The organism is Aestuarium sp. (assembly GCF_023253315.1).
GTDB lineage: Bacteria > Pseudomonadota > Alphaproteobacteria > Rhodobacterales > Rhodobacteraceae > Marivivens > Marivivens donghaensis.
Window position 1 is genome coordinate 17,660 of record NZ_JALRGW010000015.1, and the last position, 15,149, is coordinate 32,808.

General features: G+C 56.2%; 17 protein-coding genes and 1 riboswitch. Of the genes, 12 read left to right on the plus strand and 5 right to left on the minus strand.

The genetic code is table 11. The features are described 5' to 3' along the window. Window positions 1–5: 5 nt before the first annotated feature. On the plus strand, window positions 6–440 hold the full coding sequence (locus AC1QQ2_RS09025) for an FKBP-type peptidyl-prolyl cis-trans isomerase (protein ID WP_479712887.1): 435 nt from the start codon (window positions 6–8) through the stop codon (window positions 438–440). On the opposite strand, the gene AC1QQ2_RS09030 is transcribed toward AC1QQ2_RS09025, so the two are convergent. From AC1QQ2_RS09030 to fabA, 4 genes are read right to left on the minus strand one after another with little or no spacing between them, the layout of a single operon-like run. Next, window positions 437–1,213, minus strand: coding sequence for a hypothetical protein (locus tag AC1QQ2_RS09030; protein ID WP_479712888.1), 777 nt, complete (start codon window positions 1,211–1,213; stop codon window positions 437–439). The two genes, AC1QQ2_RS09025 and AC1QQ2_RS09030, sit on opposite strands and share 4 nt — an antisense overlap. A 3-nt stretch (window positions 1,214–1,216) precedes the next feature. Continuing rightward, window positions 1,217–2,005 carry an enoyl-ACP reductase FabI gene (locus AC1QQ2_RS09035; protein ID WP_067550814.1) on the minus strand — a complete coding sequence of 263 codons (789 nt, stop codon included), beginning with the start codon at window positions 2,003–2,005 and terminating at the stop codon, window positions 1,217–1,219. Window positions 2,006–2,017: 12 nt separating this feature from the next. Next, the gene (gene fabB, locus AC1QQ2_RS09040) at window positions 2,018–3,247 is read right to left on the minus strand and encodes a beta-ketoacyl-ACP synthase I (RefSeq protein ID WP_479712889.1); all 1,230 of its coding nucleotides are present in this window, start codon (window positions 3,245–3,247) and stop codon (window positions 2,018–2,020) included. A 38-nt stretch (window positions 3,248–3,285) separates the two neighbouring features. After that, window positions 3,286–3,795, minus strand: a complete 510-nt coding sequence (gene fabA, locus AC1QQ2_RS09045; protein ID WP_105234180.1) for a bifunctional 3-hydroxydecanoyl-ACP dehydratase/trans-2-decenoyl-ACP isomerase — start codon at window positions 3,793–3,795, stop codon at window positions 3,286–3,288. A 165-nt stretch (window positions 3,796–3,960) separates the two neighbouring features. Here fabA and irrA point away from each other — a divergent pair, with 165 nt between their 5' ends. Beyond that, the gene (irrA, locus tag AC1QQ2_RS09050) at window positions 3,961–4,377 is read left to right on the plus strand and encodes an iron response transcriptional regulator IrrA (RefSeq protein WP_067550811.1); all 417 of its coding nucleotides are present in this window, start codon (window positions 3,961–3,963) and stop codon (window positions 4,375–4,377) included. A gap of 4 nt (window positions 4,378–4,381) precedes the next feature. Here the strand turns inward: irrA and AC1QQ2_RS09055 are convergent, their stop codons facing one another. Continuing rightward, window positions 4,382–5,251 (minus strand): glycosyltransferase family 2 protein, encoded by an 870-nt coding sequence (locus AC1QQ2_RS09055; protein ID WP_479712890.1) that lies wholly within the window; start codon window positions 5,249–5,251, stop codon window positions 4,382–4,384. 118 nt (window positions 5,252–5,369) lie between these two features. Between AC1QQ2_RS09055 and miaB the strand changes: the two genes are divergently transcribed. The 10 genes from miaB to AC1QQ2_RS09105 all read left to right on the plus strand — a co-directional run bounded on the left by miaB (window position 5,370) and on the right by AC1QQ2_RS09105 (window position 15,073). Further along, window positions 5,370–6,677, plus strand: a complete 1,308-nt coding sequence (miaB, locus tag AC1QQ2_RS09060; protein WP_479712891.1) for a tRNA (N6-isopentenyl adenosine(37)-C2)-methylthiotransferase MiaB — start codon at window positions 5,370–5,372, stop codon at window positions 6,675–6,677. A 194-nt stretch (window positions 6,678–6,871) separates the two neighbouring features. Then, window positions 6,872–7,471, plus strand: a complete 600-nt coding sequence (locus tag AC1QQ2_RS09065; protein ID WP_479712918.1) for an OmpA family protein — start codon at window positions 6,872–6,874, stop codon at window positions 7,469–7,471. A gap of 12 nt (window positions 7,472–7,483) precedes the next feature. Beyond that, complete coding sequence (locus tag AC1QQ2_RS09070) at window positions 7,484–7,825, plus strand: hypothetical protein (RefSeq protein WP_105236267.1); 342 nt, start codon at window positions 7,484–7,486, stop codon at window positions 7,823–7,825. Between the two features lie 147 nt (window positions 7,826–7,972). After that, window positions 7,973–8,971: a PhoH family protein gene (locus tag AC1QQ2_RS09075; RefSeq protein ID WP_067550808.1), complete on the plus strand. Its 999-nt coding sequence runs from the start codon at window positions 7,973–7,975 to the stop codon at window positions 8,969–8,971. A gap of 55 nt (window positions 8,972–9,026) precedes the next feature. Then, window positions 9,027–9,536, plus strand: a complete 510-nt coding sequence (gene ybeY / locus AC1QQ2_RS09080; protein WP_479712892.1) for an rRNA maturation RNase YbeY — start codon at window positions 9,027–9,029, stop codon at window positions 9,534–9,536. A 39-nt stretch (window positions 9,537–9,575) separates the two neighbouring features. After that, window positions 9,576–10,463 (plus strand): transporter associated domain-containing protein, encoded by an 888-nt coding sequence (locus AC1QQ2_RS09085; protein WP_105234185.1) that lies wholly within the window; start codon window positions 9,576–9,578, stop codon window positions 10,461–10,463. Window positions 10,464–10,466: 3 nt separating this feature from the next. Next, a complete protein-coding gene (gene lnt / locus AC1QQ2_RS09090) occupies window positions 10,467–11,915 on the plus strand; it encodes an apolipoprotein N-acyltransferase (protein WP_479712893.1) in 1,449 nt (482 codons plus the stop codon). Between the two features lie 34 nt (window positions 11,916–11,949). Continuing rightward, window positions 11,950–11,998, plus strand: a riboswitch (SAM-SAH riboswitch). A gap of 5 nt (window positions 11,999–12,003) precedes the next feature. Beyond that, window positions 12,004–13,185 carry a methionine adenosyltransferase gene (gene metK, locus AC1QQ2_RS09095; RefSeq protein WP_249946901.1) on the plus strand — a complete coding sequence of 394 codons (1,182 nt, stop codon included), beginning with the start codon at window positions 12,004–12,006 and terminating at the stop codon, window positions 13,183–13,185. An 81-nt stretch (window positions 13,186–13,266) separates the two neighbouring features. Next, window positions 13,267–13,980, plus strand: a complete 714-nt coding sequence (trmB, locus tag AC1QQ2_RS09100) for a tRNA (guanine(46)-N(7))-methyltransferase TrmB (protein WP_479712894.1) — start codon at window positions 13,267–13,269, stop codon at window positions 13,978–13,980. A 589-nt stretch (window positions 13,981–14,569) separates the two neighbouring features. Further along, complete coding sequence (locus AC1QQ2_RS09105) at window positions 14,570–15,073, plus strand: type III secretion system chaperone family protein (RefSeq protein WP_105234188.1); 504 nt, start codon at window positions 14,570–14,572, stop codon at window positions 15,071–15,073. Window positions 15,074–15,149 lie beyond the last annotated feature (76 nt).

A 15,149-nucleotide genomic window follows, 5' to 3' on the forward strand; every position in this document is an offset into this window, starting at 1 on the left:
TTTTTATGACCCAAGTAAAATCGGGTGACACCGTTCGTATTCATTACACTGGCACCCTGACCACTGGCGAAACCTTTGACAGCAGCGAAGGTCGTGAGCCGTTGGAATTCATCGTTGGCTCTGGTCAGATCATTCCTGGTCTGGATAAGGCTCTGCCTGGCATGACCGTTGGCGATAAGAAAACCGTCGAAGTCCCCTGTGCCGAAGCCTACGGCGAAGCCAGCCCTGACGCGATCCAAGCGATCCCGCGTTCCGAAATTCCTGATCACATCCCGACCGAGATCGGCACCCAGCTTCAGATGCAAGCGCCGACGGGTCAGGTTGTCCCTGTGACTGTTGTGGACGCGAACGAAGAGCAGGTTGTTCTGGATGCGAACCACATGCTCGCTGGCAAAGACCTGATCTTTGCGATCGAACTGGTCGAGATCAAAGCGGCCTAAAGGCCCAAGGCGAGAACAATGAGCGGCCAGCCGAACCGATACAGGCTGGCCGTGACCACAAGATAGGCCCCGATCAATAGCCATGCGGCATCTTTGGGCATCGGGGATTGATGCGGCGTCGGGTGTTCAAGGGCCATGAGGCCACGAATGCCGATAAACGCGATAGCGCCAAGCGTGAATGACATAAAGCCAGCGGCCAATGTTAGGATCACAGCGAGGGCAGCACCCCCCAATACAAACGGCAGAATTGGCCAGAATGTCTCTGACACGGCGCGGATGATCCGTCCTCCTGCCAGCGGCCAGAACGGCAACAGCGTGAAGGCGCCGTAAGTGGCCGAGACGGCTGCAAACCCCGCGAGGTAATTCCCCAGCAGCGGTGAGCTGTTCAGCAACATCGCTGCAATCGCGAGGCACAAAAATACCGCAGGCACGGTAAAGGCAGGTCCCATCAGCGCGACATAGGCTTCTTTGCCTTGGTCCAGTTTGTGCAAATCCCACTTGGGCGGGTTCGCAAAGACGGGGATGGCGCGGATTTTTGCGTCCACGCCGAAAGAGCGAAGCGTGACGACGTGGCCGAGTTCTTGGAAATAGAAGGTTGCGATCAGGCAGGGGCCAAAGAACGGGCCGAAAAAGAAAAAGATCGCTGCGGCGGCGAGTGCGCCAAAGGCCCAGAACTTGCGGTCGGGCCACTCAATGGAAAGTCCAGCCCAGCCCCCGCGTGTTGCCAGCCAAAAGGCAGTGCAAAACCCGAGGGCAAGGGCCAGTAATCCCATGGATCAGAGGTGGTCTTGCTGTGGCATCCCAAGAACGTGGAAGCCGCCGTCAACGCGGATAATTTCGCCCGTTGTGTAAGCGCCAGCATCGGATGCGAGGTAAACCGCGGTGCCGCCAACAGCCTCGAGCGTTGCGTTCGACCGCAGCGGTGCGTTTTGTTCCGTGTGGCGGAACGTTGCGCGTGCGCCACCGATGGCTGCGCCGGCCAGTGTTTTCATCGGGCCGGGGGAGACCGCGTTCACGCGGATACCCTGCGGGCCGAGGTCGTTTGCCAGATAGCGGACCGAAGATTCCAGCGCAGCCTTTGCAACGCCCATGACGTTGTAGTTCGGCGTCACGCGGTTGGAACCGCCATAGGTCAGCGTCAGCAGCGTGCCGCCGTTCGGCATCAGTTCCGATGCGCGCTTGGACACTTCGATGAACGAATAGCAGCTGATAACCATCGAATTGCAGAAGTTATCGCGGCTGGTGTTGATGAAACGACCTGTGAGTTCGTTCTTGTCCGAATAGGCAATCGCGTGGACCACGAAATCTATGGTGCCCCATTTGTCTTTCAGTGTCTGAAAGGCGAGGTCCATGCTTTCGTCGTTGGTCACATCTACGTCGATGAGGGTGTCAGAACCTACCGACGCGGCCAGTGGTTCAACGCGTTTGCCAAAGGCTTCGCCTTGATAAGAGAACGCGAGTTCTGCGCCTGCGTCCGCCATTGCCTTAGCGATACCCCAAGCGATGGAGCGTTCGTTGGCAACGCCCATGATCAAGCCACGTTTGCCCTGCATCGAAATAGTCATGTGAAAAAGTCCTTAGTCTCGAAACTTGGAGAGCAGCATCGACCCGTTCGTGCCACCAAACCCAAAGCTGTTGGTCATGATGGTGTCTAGCCCAGCATTTTCAACCAGAGAAGTCGATATTTCTGTGGGATTCAACTCTGGGTCGAGTGTTTCGACGTTGATCGAAGGTGCGATGAAGTCGCCCTGAAGCATCAGGAGGCAGTAAATGGCCTCGGATGCGCCAGTTGCGCCTTGGCTGTGACCCGTCATGGATTTGGTCGACGAGATCGGCGGTGTGGTCCCTTCGCCAAAGACGCGGCGCACAGCCTGAACCTCGCCCACGTCACCGACGGGTGTCGATGTGCCGTGTGCGTTGATGTAGCTAATTTTGCGGCCTTCGGGCAGGGTTTCGAGAGCGAGGCGCATTGCGCGTTCGCCACCTTCACCCGACGGGGCAACCATGTCGTGACCATCCGAGGTCGCGGCAAAGCCTGTGACCTCAGCGTAGATTTTCGCGCCGCGTGCTTTTGCGTGCTCGAGCTCTTCGAGGACAACTATACCGCCGCCGCCTGCAATGACGAAACCGTCACGGCCAGCGTCGAATGCGCGGGACGCTTTGGTCGGCGTGTCGTTGTATTTCGACGACATCGCACCCATCGCGTCGAACAAGCAGGACAGGGTCCAGTCGAGTTCTTCTGCGCCACCTGCGAACATAACGTCCTGTTTGCCCATCATGATCTGTTCTGCTGCGCTGCCGATGCAGTGCAGAGAGGTCGAACAAGCCGAGGTGATCGAGTAGTTGATGCCCTTGATCTTGAACTGGGTCGAGAGGTTCGCAGAGATGGTCGAGGACATGCACTTCGGCACAGCGAAGGGCCCGATCCGTTTGGGCGAACCGTTGTTATCGACGATCTGGTGCGCGGCGTACATCGCGCTGGTGGACGGGCCACCAGAGCCTGCGATCAGACCTGTGCGGGTGTTGGATACTTGATCCTCGGACAGGCCAGAATCCTCGATCGCTTGCTTCATCGAGATGTAAGCATAAGCCGCGCCCGGACCCATGAAACGCAGAGCACGCTTATCAACGTGTTCTGTTACGTCGATTTTCACGGTGCCTGCGATCTGGCTGCGGAAGCCGCGTTCTGCCATTTCGGGGCTGGCTTCGATGCCCGATTTACCCGCACGAAGAGAGGCCTCTACCTCGGCAGCATTGTTCCCGATCGGTGAAACGATCCCGAGACCAGTTACGACAACACGGCGCATAGGCACCCTCCCTTGTAGTCTTTGATGTTCTGTCGGTCTTAGGACGCGGACAGAGCCACTTTCATGTCTTTAACGACGTAGATCACTTCACCGTCAGCTTCGACGATACCGTCGGCCACACCCATGGTCAGACGACGGGTTTGCACCGCTTTGGTGAAATCGACCTTGTAAGTCAGCATTTTGCGTTCTGGACGCACCATACCAGTCAGCTTCACTTCGCCAACGCCGAGCGCGTAACCACGACCTTCCCAACCACGCCAACCGAGGTTGAAGCCTGTCAGCTGCCACAGACCATCAAGGCCAAGGCAGCCCGGCATGATCGGGTTGCCGGGGAAGTGGCAGTCGAAGAACCAGAGGTCTGGTTTGATGTCGAATTCAGCAACAACATGGCCTTTGCCATGCAGACCACCGTCCTCGGAAATCTCGGTGATGCGGTCCATCATAAGCATCGGCGGTTCCGGCAGCTGCGCGTTACCGGGGCCGAAAAGTTCGCCACGGGCACATTTTAACAGATCGTCGCGGTCAAAGCTGCTCGGGTATTGGGCCATGCGTATGTGTCCCCCTTGTTGGGATAGTGATGCGTTATTAACGTTCGTCTATCACCCAGAGGTTAACAAGAGCAAGTGTAGCGGCGTCGCGGGCCAATTTGACTTTGCGATTGAAAAAAGTCGCTGCCGCGCTGTATTGTACCCTTCAACATAAGGATGACCTTCATGCTGGATGACCGGATCAATCGCGGAACAGAATGGCTCGCTCAGGCGGGGCTGCGTCCGACACGGCAACGTGTGGCGCTGGCGGCTGTTTTGGTGGGTGACGGTATGGATCGGCATGTAACCGCAGAGTGGCTCTATGAGGCCGCGACCAAAGCAGACGCCGATGTTTCGCTCGCGACGGTTTATAACACCCTGCGTGCGTTCAGCGAGGCAGGCTTGGTCCGTGAGATCACCGTTGATGGGTCGCGCAGCTATTTCGACACCAATATGTCCGACCACCCGCATTTCTATTGGGAAGACGACGGTCGTCTCACCGATGCGCCTGCGGACCAACTGCGTATCGAAGGACTGCCAGACGCCCCTGATGGCGCGCGCATCTCTGCGGTGGATGTCGTGATCCGCCTGCGTCGGTCCTAAAGAATCAGAACCACTGACCCGGCTCGATTAGCCCGAAATCCAGCAACTGTCGTGAGTGCCAGTCAAACGGCACCGAATTGCGCCATTCAAAGGTGTTGATCGCAAAGGTCGATCCCGGGTTACGTTTCAGCGCCTTTGCAGTGCGGAACGAACAGATTGCAGCCGTGAGGTTATGGTGCCACGGACAAGCGTAGGTGTTGTATTCTGCGACGTTAAACGTGTGATCGTCATTGAGACGCAGCCCTTTTTGGGCGCGGAAAATGGCGATCCTGTCGATCCGACGCTTGGCAGCGGGGATGAACTCTTCATACCGCCAACGCAGACCGCCGTAGAAATCCAACTGTCGTTCCTTGGGGTGGTTGTGGTTCGCGGGGTCGTTGCGGGCCAGCGCATAGTAGCCCGTTTTGTCCAGCATGGCTTCGTCGACCGAGACTGCCGACGGGTATTTTCCCAAGTCGCCCGCATAAAGATCAACGACGTAGGTCAGCATCGCATCGCGGCGCTCTTCGGTGTGGAAAGAGAGCATTTCGCCGATCGTGCGCGTCTCGCAAAACGGGTAGAACAGGTATTCTGCGTTGTAGCAGTAGTACATCCAGACATTCGGCGCGGTCTCAATGCAAGCGTTCACAGCCGTCGTCAGCGCATGTTCGCCCCGCATATCGAGATCGACGCGAATGGTCTTGGTCTCGACCTTCGGCGACACTTCGATATCGGGGTCGGCAAAGAGGACGACCTTTTTGAAACCAAGGTCGAGATGGTGCCGTACGGTGCTGTCCACTTCGACCTCGTCCTCGACCATGATCAGGGCAATCGGACCCTTGGCAAGCGCGGAAGGGGCGTCGGATAGAAAATCTTTGAGTGAAGAATACCGCATGGGCCTGTCTTAAATTGTTCGTCTGTAAGGTCTGTCAAATCCGTCGGCATTGCAAGACAGAGGGCGAGGCGTTAGGTAACGCCGACTTTCCCCACCGCTGTAAAACGGGATGCCGCCCATGACCGAGCCGAAGAAGCTGTTTATCAAAACCTATGGCTGTCAGATGAACGTCTACGACAGTGAACGCATGGTCGAGGCACTGGGCGGAAACGGCTACACGCAGGTGGACTCGGCGGATAAGGCGGACATGATCCTGCTCAACACCTGCCACATCCGCGAAAAGGCGGCGGAAAAGGTCTATTCCGAACTGGGCCGTCTGAAAGAACTCAAGGACGTGAACCCTGATCTGAAAATCGGCGTTGCTGGCTGTGTCGCGCAGGCCGAAGGCAAAGAGATCATGGCCCGCGCACCTGTTGTGGACTTGATCGTTGGGCCGCAGTCTTATCACCGCCTCCCGCAGATGGAGAAAGCCGTGCAGCGCGGCGAACGTGCGGTCGATACGGATTTCCCCGAAGAAGACAAATTCGACACCCTGAACAAACGCCCCCGCGCCACCCGTGGACCGACCGCGTTCCTGACCGTCCAAGAGGGTTGCGATAAATTCTGCGCTTTCTGCGTGGTGCCCTATACGCGCGGGGCCGAGGTTTCGCGTCCCAAAGAACGCATCCTTCGCGAGGCGGTTGATCTGGTTGCTGCGGGTGTTCGTGAAATTACGCTGCTCGGCCAGAACGTGAATGCCTATCACGGTCATGACAAAGGTCTGGCTGGTTTGATCTGGGAACTCGCTGACATTGATGGGCTAGAGCGCATCCGCTTCACCACCTCGCATCCGAACGACATGGATGACGAATTGATTAACGCCCACGCGACCTGTGAAAAGCTGATGCCCTATCTGCACCTCCCCGTGCAGTCGGGCAGTGATAAGATCCTCAAGGCGATGAACCGCAAACACACGCGGGATGATTATTTCCGCCTGATCGACCGTATCCGTGGCGCACGTCCTGATTTGCTGCTGTCTGGCGACTTCATCGTCGGCTTCCCCGGTGAAACGGATCAGGATTTTGAGGACACGCTCGATCTGATCCGTCAGGTGAACTACGGGCAGGCCTATTCGTTCAAATACTCGACCCGTCCGGGAACACCCGCGGCTGAGAAGCCGCAGTTGCCCGATGACCTGATGGACGACCGTTTGCAGGAGCTTCAGGCGCTTTTGACCCAGCAGCAACGCGCAGCCCAAGACGGAATGGTCGGGCGTGAGGTCAAAGTTCTGTTTGAGAAGGCGGGTCGCATGCCGGGGCAGATGATCGGGAAATCCGACTACCTCCACGCGGTCTATGTCGAAGCACCTGCTGACGTAAAAGGGCAGGTTCGGACCGTTCGGATCGTCGAAAGCAGCCGAAATTCCTTGGGCGGCGTCCTTGTCTGAATCGGGTTTGTTGCCGATTTCGATCTAAAATACATGAATTGCACCGATTGTTGTGGTTATAACCACAACGTTCTACTAAATTTGCTTTTTTTCGCTAAAACATCAGTTAAGGTAGTCGTTATATACGATAGCGTAGCGTATGAGGTTGTCTGCTCGACCTCAGAGCATGGACGAAAAGGGCATAAACTGTGAAAATGAAATTGGGATCGATTGCGGTCAAGGCGTTCGGGGGCGCTTCGATTGCTGTACTAGGGCTCGCGGCAGTCGCGACCACTTCTTTTGCGGAAACCGCTCAAGTGATTGAGCTTCCGACCCGTGTAATTGAAGGTGAACAATACATTCCGACGATCTGGATCGACCCAGATGGTTGCGAGCACTGGGTCATGGATGATGGCGCCGAAGGTTACATGGATGCCAATCGCCGTCCCGATGGCTCTGCTGTGTGTCACCGTAGCGAAATCTGTGGTGTCGTTCCGACAGACCAACTTTTCGCAACAGATCGTTATGCGATCAGCAGCGCGGGTCGTTCGTCGTTGCAGCAGTTCTTTAGCCAGTCGATGCAGAACGGCGTATTTGGCTTCTTGATCTACGGTCATACCGACAGCCGCGCGTCTGACGAATACAACATGCGCTTGTCGAACAACCGCGCGAATGCTGTTGCTCGCGTTGGTGCTGAAACAGGTGCTCGCATCGTTGATGTGCGTGGCTTTGGTGAGCGCAGCCCGCGTGCGGACAACTCGACCGCAGCTGGTATGCAGCAAAACCGCCGCGTCGAAATTTATTGCCTGCGCTAAGGAGAGATGGACATGAAACTCGTTAAACTAACGTTCGCTCTCGCTGCTGCAGCTTCGCTTTCGGCTTGTATCGGTGCCGAAGGGTTTGAAGGCTCTGGCTTTATGGGTCGTGGTGGCATCGGCGCTGACAAAAGCATCGACTACGGCGTGAACAAACACCACCTGTCGGACATGGTTGCTGGCATCTGGGTTGACCCGCATGGTTGTGATCACTGGATCATCGATGACGGTGTCGAAGGGTACCTGTCGCCGCGTCTGACCCCTGATGGTCTTCCTGTCTGTTCGGGTGTTGCCCCGCCGAACTACGCGGTTGGACCGTTCAAAGATGGATCGCCGATTGCAGACCCTCTCTAACTGTTTAGAGATTGTGCAGAATGAACAGGCCGCGGTGAGATCCGCGGCCTTTTTCGTCTTTCGGCTGTCACATACGCATGAGACGCTTGCCACAGGTCCAAGTTCTTGCCACCATGAAGGTACACAACCTGTTGTAAGGAGTCGTGATTGCCAGTCGATATCTTGACCCCCGCTAGCGAATTCGTCATCGAATTTCCGGATAACTTTCTGCTCATCGACCTGTGTGGAGAGCACGACAGAAATCTGGCCAAGATTGAGGAACGACTGGGAATACAGATTGCGCGACGTGGTAATCACCTGATCCTAATTGGTGAGGAAGCCTCGCAGAAACAAGGCGCAGAGGTTCTTCAATCTCTTTACTCTCGTCTGGAAACGGGTCGCGGCATCGAAGCGGGCGACATTGATCGCGAACTTCGCATGGGCAACTCTGAAAAAGAGACCGCACCGCAGGCGGGCGATCAGATGGAGATGTTCAAGGGCGGACCCGTTGAGATCAAGACCCGTAAAAAGGTGATTGAGCCGCGCACCGACGCGCAAAAGGCCTATGTCCAGAACCTTTTCAAAAACGAACTTGCGTTTGGCATCGGCCCAGCGGGCACGGGTAAAACCTATCTCGCGGTTGCTGTCGGCGTGTCCATGTTCATTCAGGGCCACGTGGATAAGATTATCCTGTCTCGTCCTGCGGTCGAAGCGGGTGAAAAGCTCGGCTTCCTCCCTGGTGATATGAAGGACAAGGTCGATCCATATATGCAGCCTCTCTACGATGCGCTGGATGATTTCCTTCCGGGGAAACAGACGGCCAAACTGATCGAAGAGAAGAAGATCGAGATCGCGCCGCTTGCCTTTATGCGGGGCCGCACACTGTCCAATGCCTTTGTTGTGTTGGACGAAGCGCAGAACGCGACCACGATGCAGATGAAAATGTTCCTGACCCGTCTTGGTGAAGGTTCACGCATGGTGATCACAGGTGACCGTTCTCAGGTCGACCTCCCGCGTGGTGTGGATTCGGGTCTTGCCGATGCGGAACGGCTGCTGAAGGGCATTCCAAAGATCAGCTTCAACTACTTCACAGCCAAGGACGTGGTGCGTCACCCGCTCGTGGCTGCGATCATTGAAGCCTATGATGCGGATGCCTCGCGCAAGTAATCTCTGGCAGAGGGGCGGGCGGCCTGTTATGCGCCGCCCAACCTGACCGGAGGGCATGCCCGTGGACATTGATATCGACATCACCGACGACCGTTGGGAAACGCTGGGGCTGCCTGCCATTGCAGAGCGCGCAGCGATTGCTGTTCTCGAACGGTTGGATATCGATCCTGACGAGTGTGAGCTGTCCATCCTCGGCTGTGGTGACGACAAAATCAAAGAATTGAACGCCGATTTCCGTGAAAAGGATAAGGCGACAAACGTTCTGTCTTGGCCTGCCGATGAACGTGCCGCCGAAGTTGAAGGCGAACTGCCCGAACCGCCCGAAGAGGACGTATTCGGCGCAATCGAACTGGGTGATATCGCGATTTCCTACGATACCTGCGCTCGGGAAGCGGAGGAGGCAGGGAAGTCGCTCGAGCATCATGCGACCCATTTGATGGTCCATGGCGTGCTCCATCTGTTGGGTTTTGATCACATAAGAGAGGGTGACGCGTCTCTTATGGAGGGATTAGAGACAGAGATACTTGGCAAAATGGGTATTGCTGACCCATATTCAGAGGAATGAAGGTCGGGCCCTGACGCCGCGACCATAGGTTTGGAGACAATGGGCGACACCAGCGAGGGTCCTTCTATCGCAGCGCAGAGCGCGCAATCGGACCAAATTGACGAACAACGTAGTGGTTTTTTCAGCCGTATTATTGGCGCACTTAGCCCGTCTGATGATCTTCCTGAGGCAGAGTTTAACGGTAGTAAAACGCATTCGGTGACCACCACATTGGGTCTATCGAACCTGCGTCGTATGCGCGTTGAGGATGTGAGCATCCCCAAGGCGGAAATCGTTGCGGTCTCTGCGACCATTGGCAAAGACGAACTGGTACAGGTGTTCCGTGAAAGCGGCCTGACCCGTCTGCCTGTCTATGATGGCACGCTCGACACGCCGCTTGGCTTTGCGAACCTCAAGGACTTTGCCCTGCGGCATGGTTTCAACGGGGACACGCCAGAGTTCGACGTGAAAGAGATGTTGCGTCCGTTGCTCTATGTGCCGCCATCGATGCCGCTGCATGTTCTTCTGCAAAAGATGCAGGCAGAGCGGATCCATATGGCTTTGGTCATCGACGAATACGGTGGCACCGATGGGCTTGTGACGATCGAGGATTTGATCGAACAGGTCGTGGGTGAAATCGAAGACGAACATGACGTCGAAGAGGATGAAACCTTCACCCGCACCGGCAATGGCATCTACATGGCGCAGGCCAAGACGCTTCTCGATGAATTCGAAGAAGAGATCGGCCTCGATCTGACGGCTCATGATGAGATTGACGCAGAAGAGGTCGATACGCTCGGCGGTCTGGTCTTTATGCTGGCAGGTCACGTGCCCGCTCGAGGTGAAGTCATTAAACACCCTGATGGCCCAGAGTTCGAAGTTGTCGATGCAGACCCGCGGCGGATCAAACGTTTGCGCGTGCGTCTGCATTCCAAAGCTGAGGACTAAGCCTTGAACCGTGCCCTGTCGGCTTATGGCCTGCCATTGGCCGCAGGGACGGCTCTGTCGTTGGGACAAGAGCCTGTCGCGCTCCCCGTCGCGATCTTACCCGCGCTGGTTCTGTTCGCGCTGCTATTGCAGGGGTTAGACGCGCGGGCGGCGGCGGGACGCGCGTGGCTGGTTGGGTTCGGGTATTTCGGGCTGACGCTCACGTGGATTGTGAACCCGTTCTATGTTGAGGCTGACCTCTATTCATGGATGGCGCCTTTTGCGGCTGTGATGTTGCCTGCAGGACTTGCCGCGTTTTGGGCGGCGGGCATGTGGGTTGCCTTTCGCATTGGGCAGGGGGTGGCAGCATGGGCGCTGGGCCTGATCCTCGCGGAATTGGCACGCGCGCATTTGTTCACGGGGTTCCCGTGGGTGCAATTTGGCCAAGGATACCTAGACACCATTAGCGCACCTTTGATGGCCTATATCGGGGCAGAGGGGCTGTCGGTTCTGATCATCGTCGTGGCAGCGGCCGCGGGGGCTGCGATGCGGTATCGCTGGGCGATCATTCCTGTATGTGCGGCCTTGTTGCTGCCCGCTGTTCCGTACTCGCCCGAACCACAATACAGCGATGGGCCAATGGTCCGATTAGTACAGCCCAACGCTCCTCAGGCCGAAAAATGGATTCCTGAACAGGCAGAGGCATTTTACCGCCGTATGATCGCAGCCACCGAGGCAGAGCCGCCCGTCGATCTGGTGGTCTGGCCCGAAACCGCGATCCCGTATCTTCTGAATGATTCTGGCCCCATCCTGACCGACATCGCGGATGCGTCGAACGATACCCCAGTGATCTTTGGCGTGAACCGCGAAGAGGGCGGCCTCTATTACAACAGCCTTGCCATGGTTGGTGCGGGCGGTGCGGTTGATGCGATCTATGACAAGCGGCATCTGGTGCCGTTCGGCGAATACATCCCCTTTGGCGACCTGTTGGCCCGTTTCGGTATCCACGGTTTAGCGGCGGCGGATGGTGCGGCCTATGCGGCAGGGCAATCGGGCGATCTGATCACTGTGCCAGAGGTTGGCGGTATTTTGCCCCTGATCTGTTACGAAGGGATATTCCCGAGCATGTCCGCCAGCGCCGAGCGTCCCAGAGCCTTGGTCCTTATTACCAATGACGCGTGGTTTGGCCCCGATGCTGGTCCGCGCCAACATTTCGCCCAAGCCCGCCTGCGTGCCATCGAACAGGGACTTCCTATGGTGCGCGTTGGGAATACAGGGCTAACGGCGATGATCGATGCGCGCGGTGCTGTCACCGCATCGCTGCCGTTTGAAACGGTCGGATATGTGGATGCGACACTCCCCCAAGCCCGCGCAGAGACAATTTTTGCCCGATTTGGATCGTGGCCATTGGTAATAGTGATCCTTTTGTCATGCTCAGCCGTAGCAATACGACGCCGGATAATATCCGGTTGACCTAAAACGCACCGAGGATTAGCCGTCCTCCATTATGCCCCCACAACGGCTTCCTGGCGTGGCGGGTTCACCCTAACGGAGCACTTCAATGTCACGTAACGACTATATTTTCACTTCGGAATCGGTTTCCGAAGGTCATCCGGATAAGGTTTGCGACCGTATCTCGGACACCATTCTTGATGCATTTCTGGCTGAAGAGCCCGAGGCCCGCGTTGCCTGCGAAACCTTTGCGACCACAAATCGTGTCGTCATCGGTGGCGAAGTTGGCCTGTCGGATCAGTCCAAACTCACTGAATATATGAACGCCGTGCCGGACCTCGTCCGTGGCGCGATCAAAGACATTGGTTACGAACAAGACAAATTCCACTGGAATACGGTCGAGATCACCAACCTTCTTCACGAACAATCTGCGCATATCGCTCAAGGTGTTGATGCGACCGCGGACAAAGATGAAGGCGCGGGCGATCAAGGCATCATGTTCGGCTATGCCACAAACGAAACCGAAGCGCTTATGCCTGCGCCGATCCAATACGCACATGCGATCCTGCGCCGTCTGGCGGAAGTTCGCAAAAACGGAACAGAGCCTGCGCTGGGTCCAGATGCGAAATCGCAGCTGTCGATCCAGTATCGTGATGGCAAACCCGTTGGCGTGACCTCGTTGGTTTTGTCGACGCAGCACCTTGATGAATCGCTGTCGTCGAATGACGTACGCGCAATCGTTGAACCTTACATCCGTGAAGTGCTGCCCGAGGGTTGGCTGACCGATGCGACCGAGTGGTGGATCAACCCGACAGGTAAATTCGTCATTGGCGGCCCTGATGGGGATGCTGGTCTGACGGGCCGTAAGATCATCGTGGATACCTACGGCGGCGCGGCTCCGCATGGCGGCGGTGCGTTCTCTGGCAAAGACCCGACCAAGGTTGACCGTTCGGCAGCATATGCTTCGCGCTATCTGGCAAAGAACGTTGTTGCTGCTGGACTGGCTGACAAATGCACCATCCAGCTGTCCTACGCGATCGGCGTGGCAAAGCCGCTGTCGATCTACGCAAACACCTACGGCACCAACACCGTGGATGAAGCGGCGATTGAACGTGCCGTTGCGCAAGCGATGGACCTGACCCCACGCGGCATCCGCACACATCTGGGGCTAAACAAACCGATCTATGCCCGCACTGCAGCTTACGGCCACTTTGGTCGTGCGCCCGAGGCGGACGGTGGTTTCTCGTGGGAACAGACCGATCTGGTCGAGACGCTCAAGAAAGCGGTTTGATCCAATGAAAAAGGCGGCCTTCGGGTCGCCTTTCTTTTTGGTTTATTGCGCGCAGAGCACGGAGTTGCTATGGCGCCGCCCATGACCGCATCGAACAAACACCCCGAAGCCCCTTGGCGCAATTTCTACGGCCGTATTCATGGGAAAACCCTGAATCAGGCTCAGAAGGACTATCTGGACGAAGATCTAGAGGCCTTGTCGCCGGGCGCGGTGAGCTGGGACATTAACCCTAATCGTGACCCCATTGATATGGACGCGCGGTTTAAGGGTAAACCAGTTTGGCTCGAAATCGGGTTCGGTGGGGGTGAACACCTCGTTCACATGGGCGAAACCTACCCCGAGATTGAGATCATCGGCTGTGAACCGTTTATGAACGGCGTCGCGATGCTCTTGGGCAAGATACGCAAGCTGCAAACCCAGAACGTTGCTGTCCATCCGGGCGATGCGCGGGATTTGTTCGACGTTCTTCCAGATCATTCGATTTCCAAAGCGTTCCTGAACTACCCCGACCCGTGGCCGAAAAAGCGTCACCACCGTCGTCGGTTCGTGACCGCAGAACATCTGGAGCCGCTGTTCCGTGTGTTGAAGCCAGGTGCAGAGTTCCGCGTGGCGACGGATATTCCTGACTATGTGCGCCAAACTCTGATCGAAGTGCCCAAGGCAGGGTTCGTCTGGCAAGCCGAAGGCCCACAGGATTGGAGCCAGCCGTGGTCCGATTGGTATTCAACTCGCTATGAACAAAAAGCCCTACGTGAAGGGCGGACGCCGCATTATCTGACGTTTATTCGGCCATAGTGGAATTAGGCTGCGGGCTATAACCTAAAAGTTGTATTTTCTGTGTGGAATTGAACACAAAAAGATAGCGTCGCTTACCTTTTGGATTTTCGTGCTGAAAGACTAGTCTCACCTTGATACATATTTCTCATAAGATTCCATTATTTATGAGATTTCAATTATGGATGCAGTTCGGTTGTTTAAATGTCCGAAGTGCGATCACAAACTCCGGTTCGGATCTGAGTTTTGTGGTTGGTGTAACGCTCGTACGCCTTTGCGAAACCGCAAGAGTTTTTGGGTGGCTTCGGTGATCGCGCTTTGCGCGGCTGGCGTGATTTTGACGCGATAGCTGTTTTTAAGAGACCAAGATAAGGGACGAGGCGGCGTAAATGCCGCCTTTTTCGTTTTCGAACGCTGCGGTTTTTTTGAGTCATCCACATGAAATTTCGGCGATGGCTGCGTTATCCCCAAGAAAGTGCTTTACAGAATAGCGCCTCTCGGCCCACCATATATCGTATGGGGTTGTGGATAATTCCACAGGTCCTAGAGCAGGCACCAAGCGCTAGGGACGCTGCTTATGCCCAAGCGCAATAGCGAACGAGGCCGAGCAATGGCACTGACCGAGCATTTCGAAGACAGCGGTGACATTCATCCGATTGATGTCGTTGAAAACATCGCTGAATTTCACGAATGGGAATTCGACCGTATCGCGGACGACCAAATCGCGATGCAAGTCGAAGGCCAATGGCGCACCTATTCCATCACTCTCGCGTGGTCCCACTATGATCAGACCCTCCGTCTGATCTGCACCTTCGATATGGAGCCACCCGCACACCGCGAGCCAGCCTTGTATGAGGCGCTGAACGCGGCGAATGAGATGTGCTGGTCTGGTAATTTCACATGGTGGACAGGGCAAAAGGTCATGGTATTCCGTTACGGTCTGGTGCTGGGCACCGACCAGATCGCGACGCCTGATCAGATCGATACAATCATCGGTGCGGCGGTCATGAGCTGTGAACGGTTCTATCCTGCGTTCCAACTGGTCACTTGGGCCGAACGTGACGTTGCAGAGGCGATGCAGATCGCTCTCACCGAAGCTTACGGCACAGCGTAACACTTTATCGGCGGGGCGGGGATCAACCGCCGCGCCTTGAACCCGTTCGTTTGCCTGCTATCAATAGTGCAAATGA

Coding starts and splice junctions, on each gene's coding strand:
- AC1QQ2_RS09025 (WP_479712887.1), top strand. CDS start 6: ATGACCCAAGTAAAATCGGGTGACACCGTTCGTATTCATTACACTGGC.
- AC1QQ2_RS09030 (WP_479712888.1), bottom strand. CDS start 1,213: ATGGGATTACTGGCCCTTGCCCTCGGGTTTTGCACTGCCTTTTGGCTG.
- AC1QQ2_RS09035 (WP_067550814.1), bottom strand. CDS start 2,005: ATGACTATTTCGATGCAGGGCAAACGTGGCTTGATCATGGGCGTTGCC.
- fabB (WP_479712889.1), bottom strand. CDS start 3,247: ATGCGCCGTGTTGTCGTAACTGGTCTCGGGATCGTTTCACCGATCGGG.
- fabA (WP_105234180.1), bottom strand. CDS start 3,795: ATGGCCCAATACCCGAGCAGCTTTGACCGCGACGATCTGTTAAAATGT.
- irrA (WP_067550811.1), top strand. CDS start 3,961: ATGCTGGATGACCGGATCAATCGCGGAACAGAATGGCTCGCTCAGGCG.
- AC1QQ2_RS09055 (WP_479712890.1), bottom strand. CDS start 5,251: ATGCGGTATTCTTCACTCAAAGATTTTCTATCCGACGCCCCTTCCGCG.
- miaB (WP_479712891.1), top strand. CDS start 5,370: ATGACCGAGCCGAAGAAGCTGTTTATCAAAACCTATGGCTGTCAGATG.
- AC1QQ2_RS09065 (WP_479712918.1), top strand. CDS start 6,872: ATGAAATTGGGATCGATTGCGGTCAAGGCGTTCGGGGGCGCTTCGATT.
- AC1QQ2_RS09070 (WP_105236267.1), top strand. CDS start 7,484: ATGAAACTCGTTAAACTAACGTTCGCTCTCGCTGCTGCAGCTTCGCTT.
- ybeY (WP_479712892.1), top strand. CDS start 9,027: ATGCCCGTGGACATTGATATCGACATCACCGACGACCGTTGGGAAACG.
- AC1QQ2_RS09085 (WP_105234185.1), top strand. CDS start 9,576: ATGGGCGACACCAGCGAGGGTCCTTCTATCGCAGCGCAGAGCGCGCAA.
- metK (WP_249946901.1), top strand. CDS start 12,004: ATGTCACGTAACGACTATATTTTCACTTCGGAATCGGTTTCCGAAGGT.
- trmB (WP_479712894.1), top strand. CDS start 13,267: ATGACCGCATCGAACAAACACCCCGAAGCCCCTTGGCGCAATTTCTAC.
- AC1QQ2_RS09105 (WP_105234188.1), top strand. CDS start 14,570: ATGGCACTGACCGAGCATTTCGAAGACAGCGGTGACATTCATCCGATT.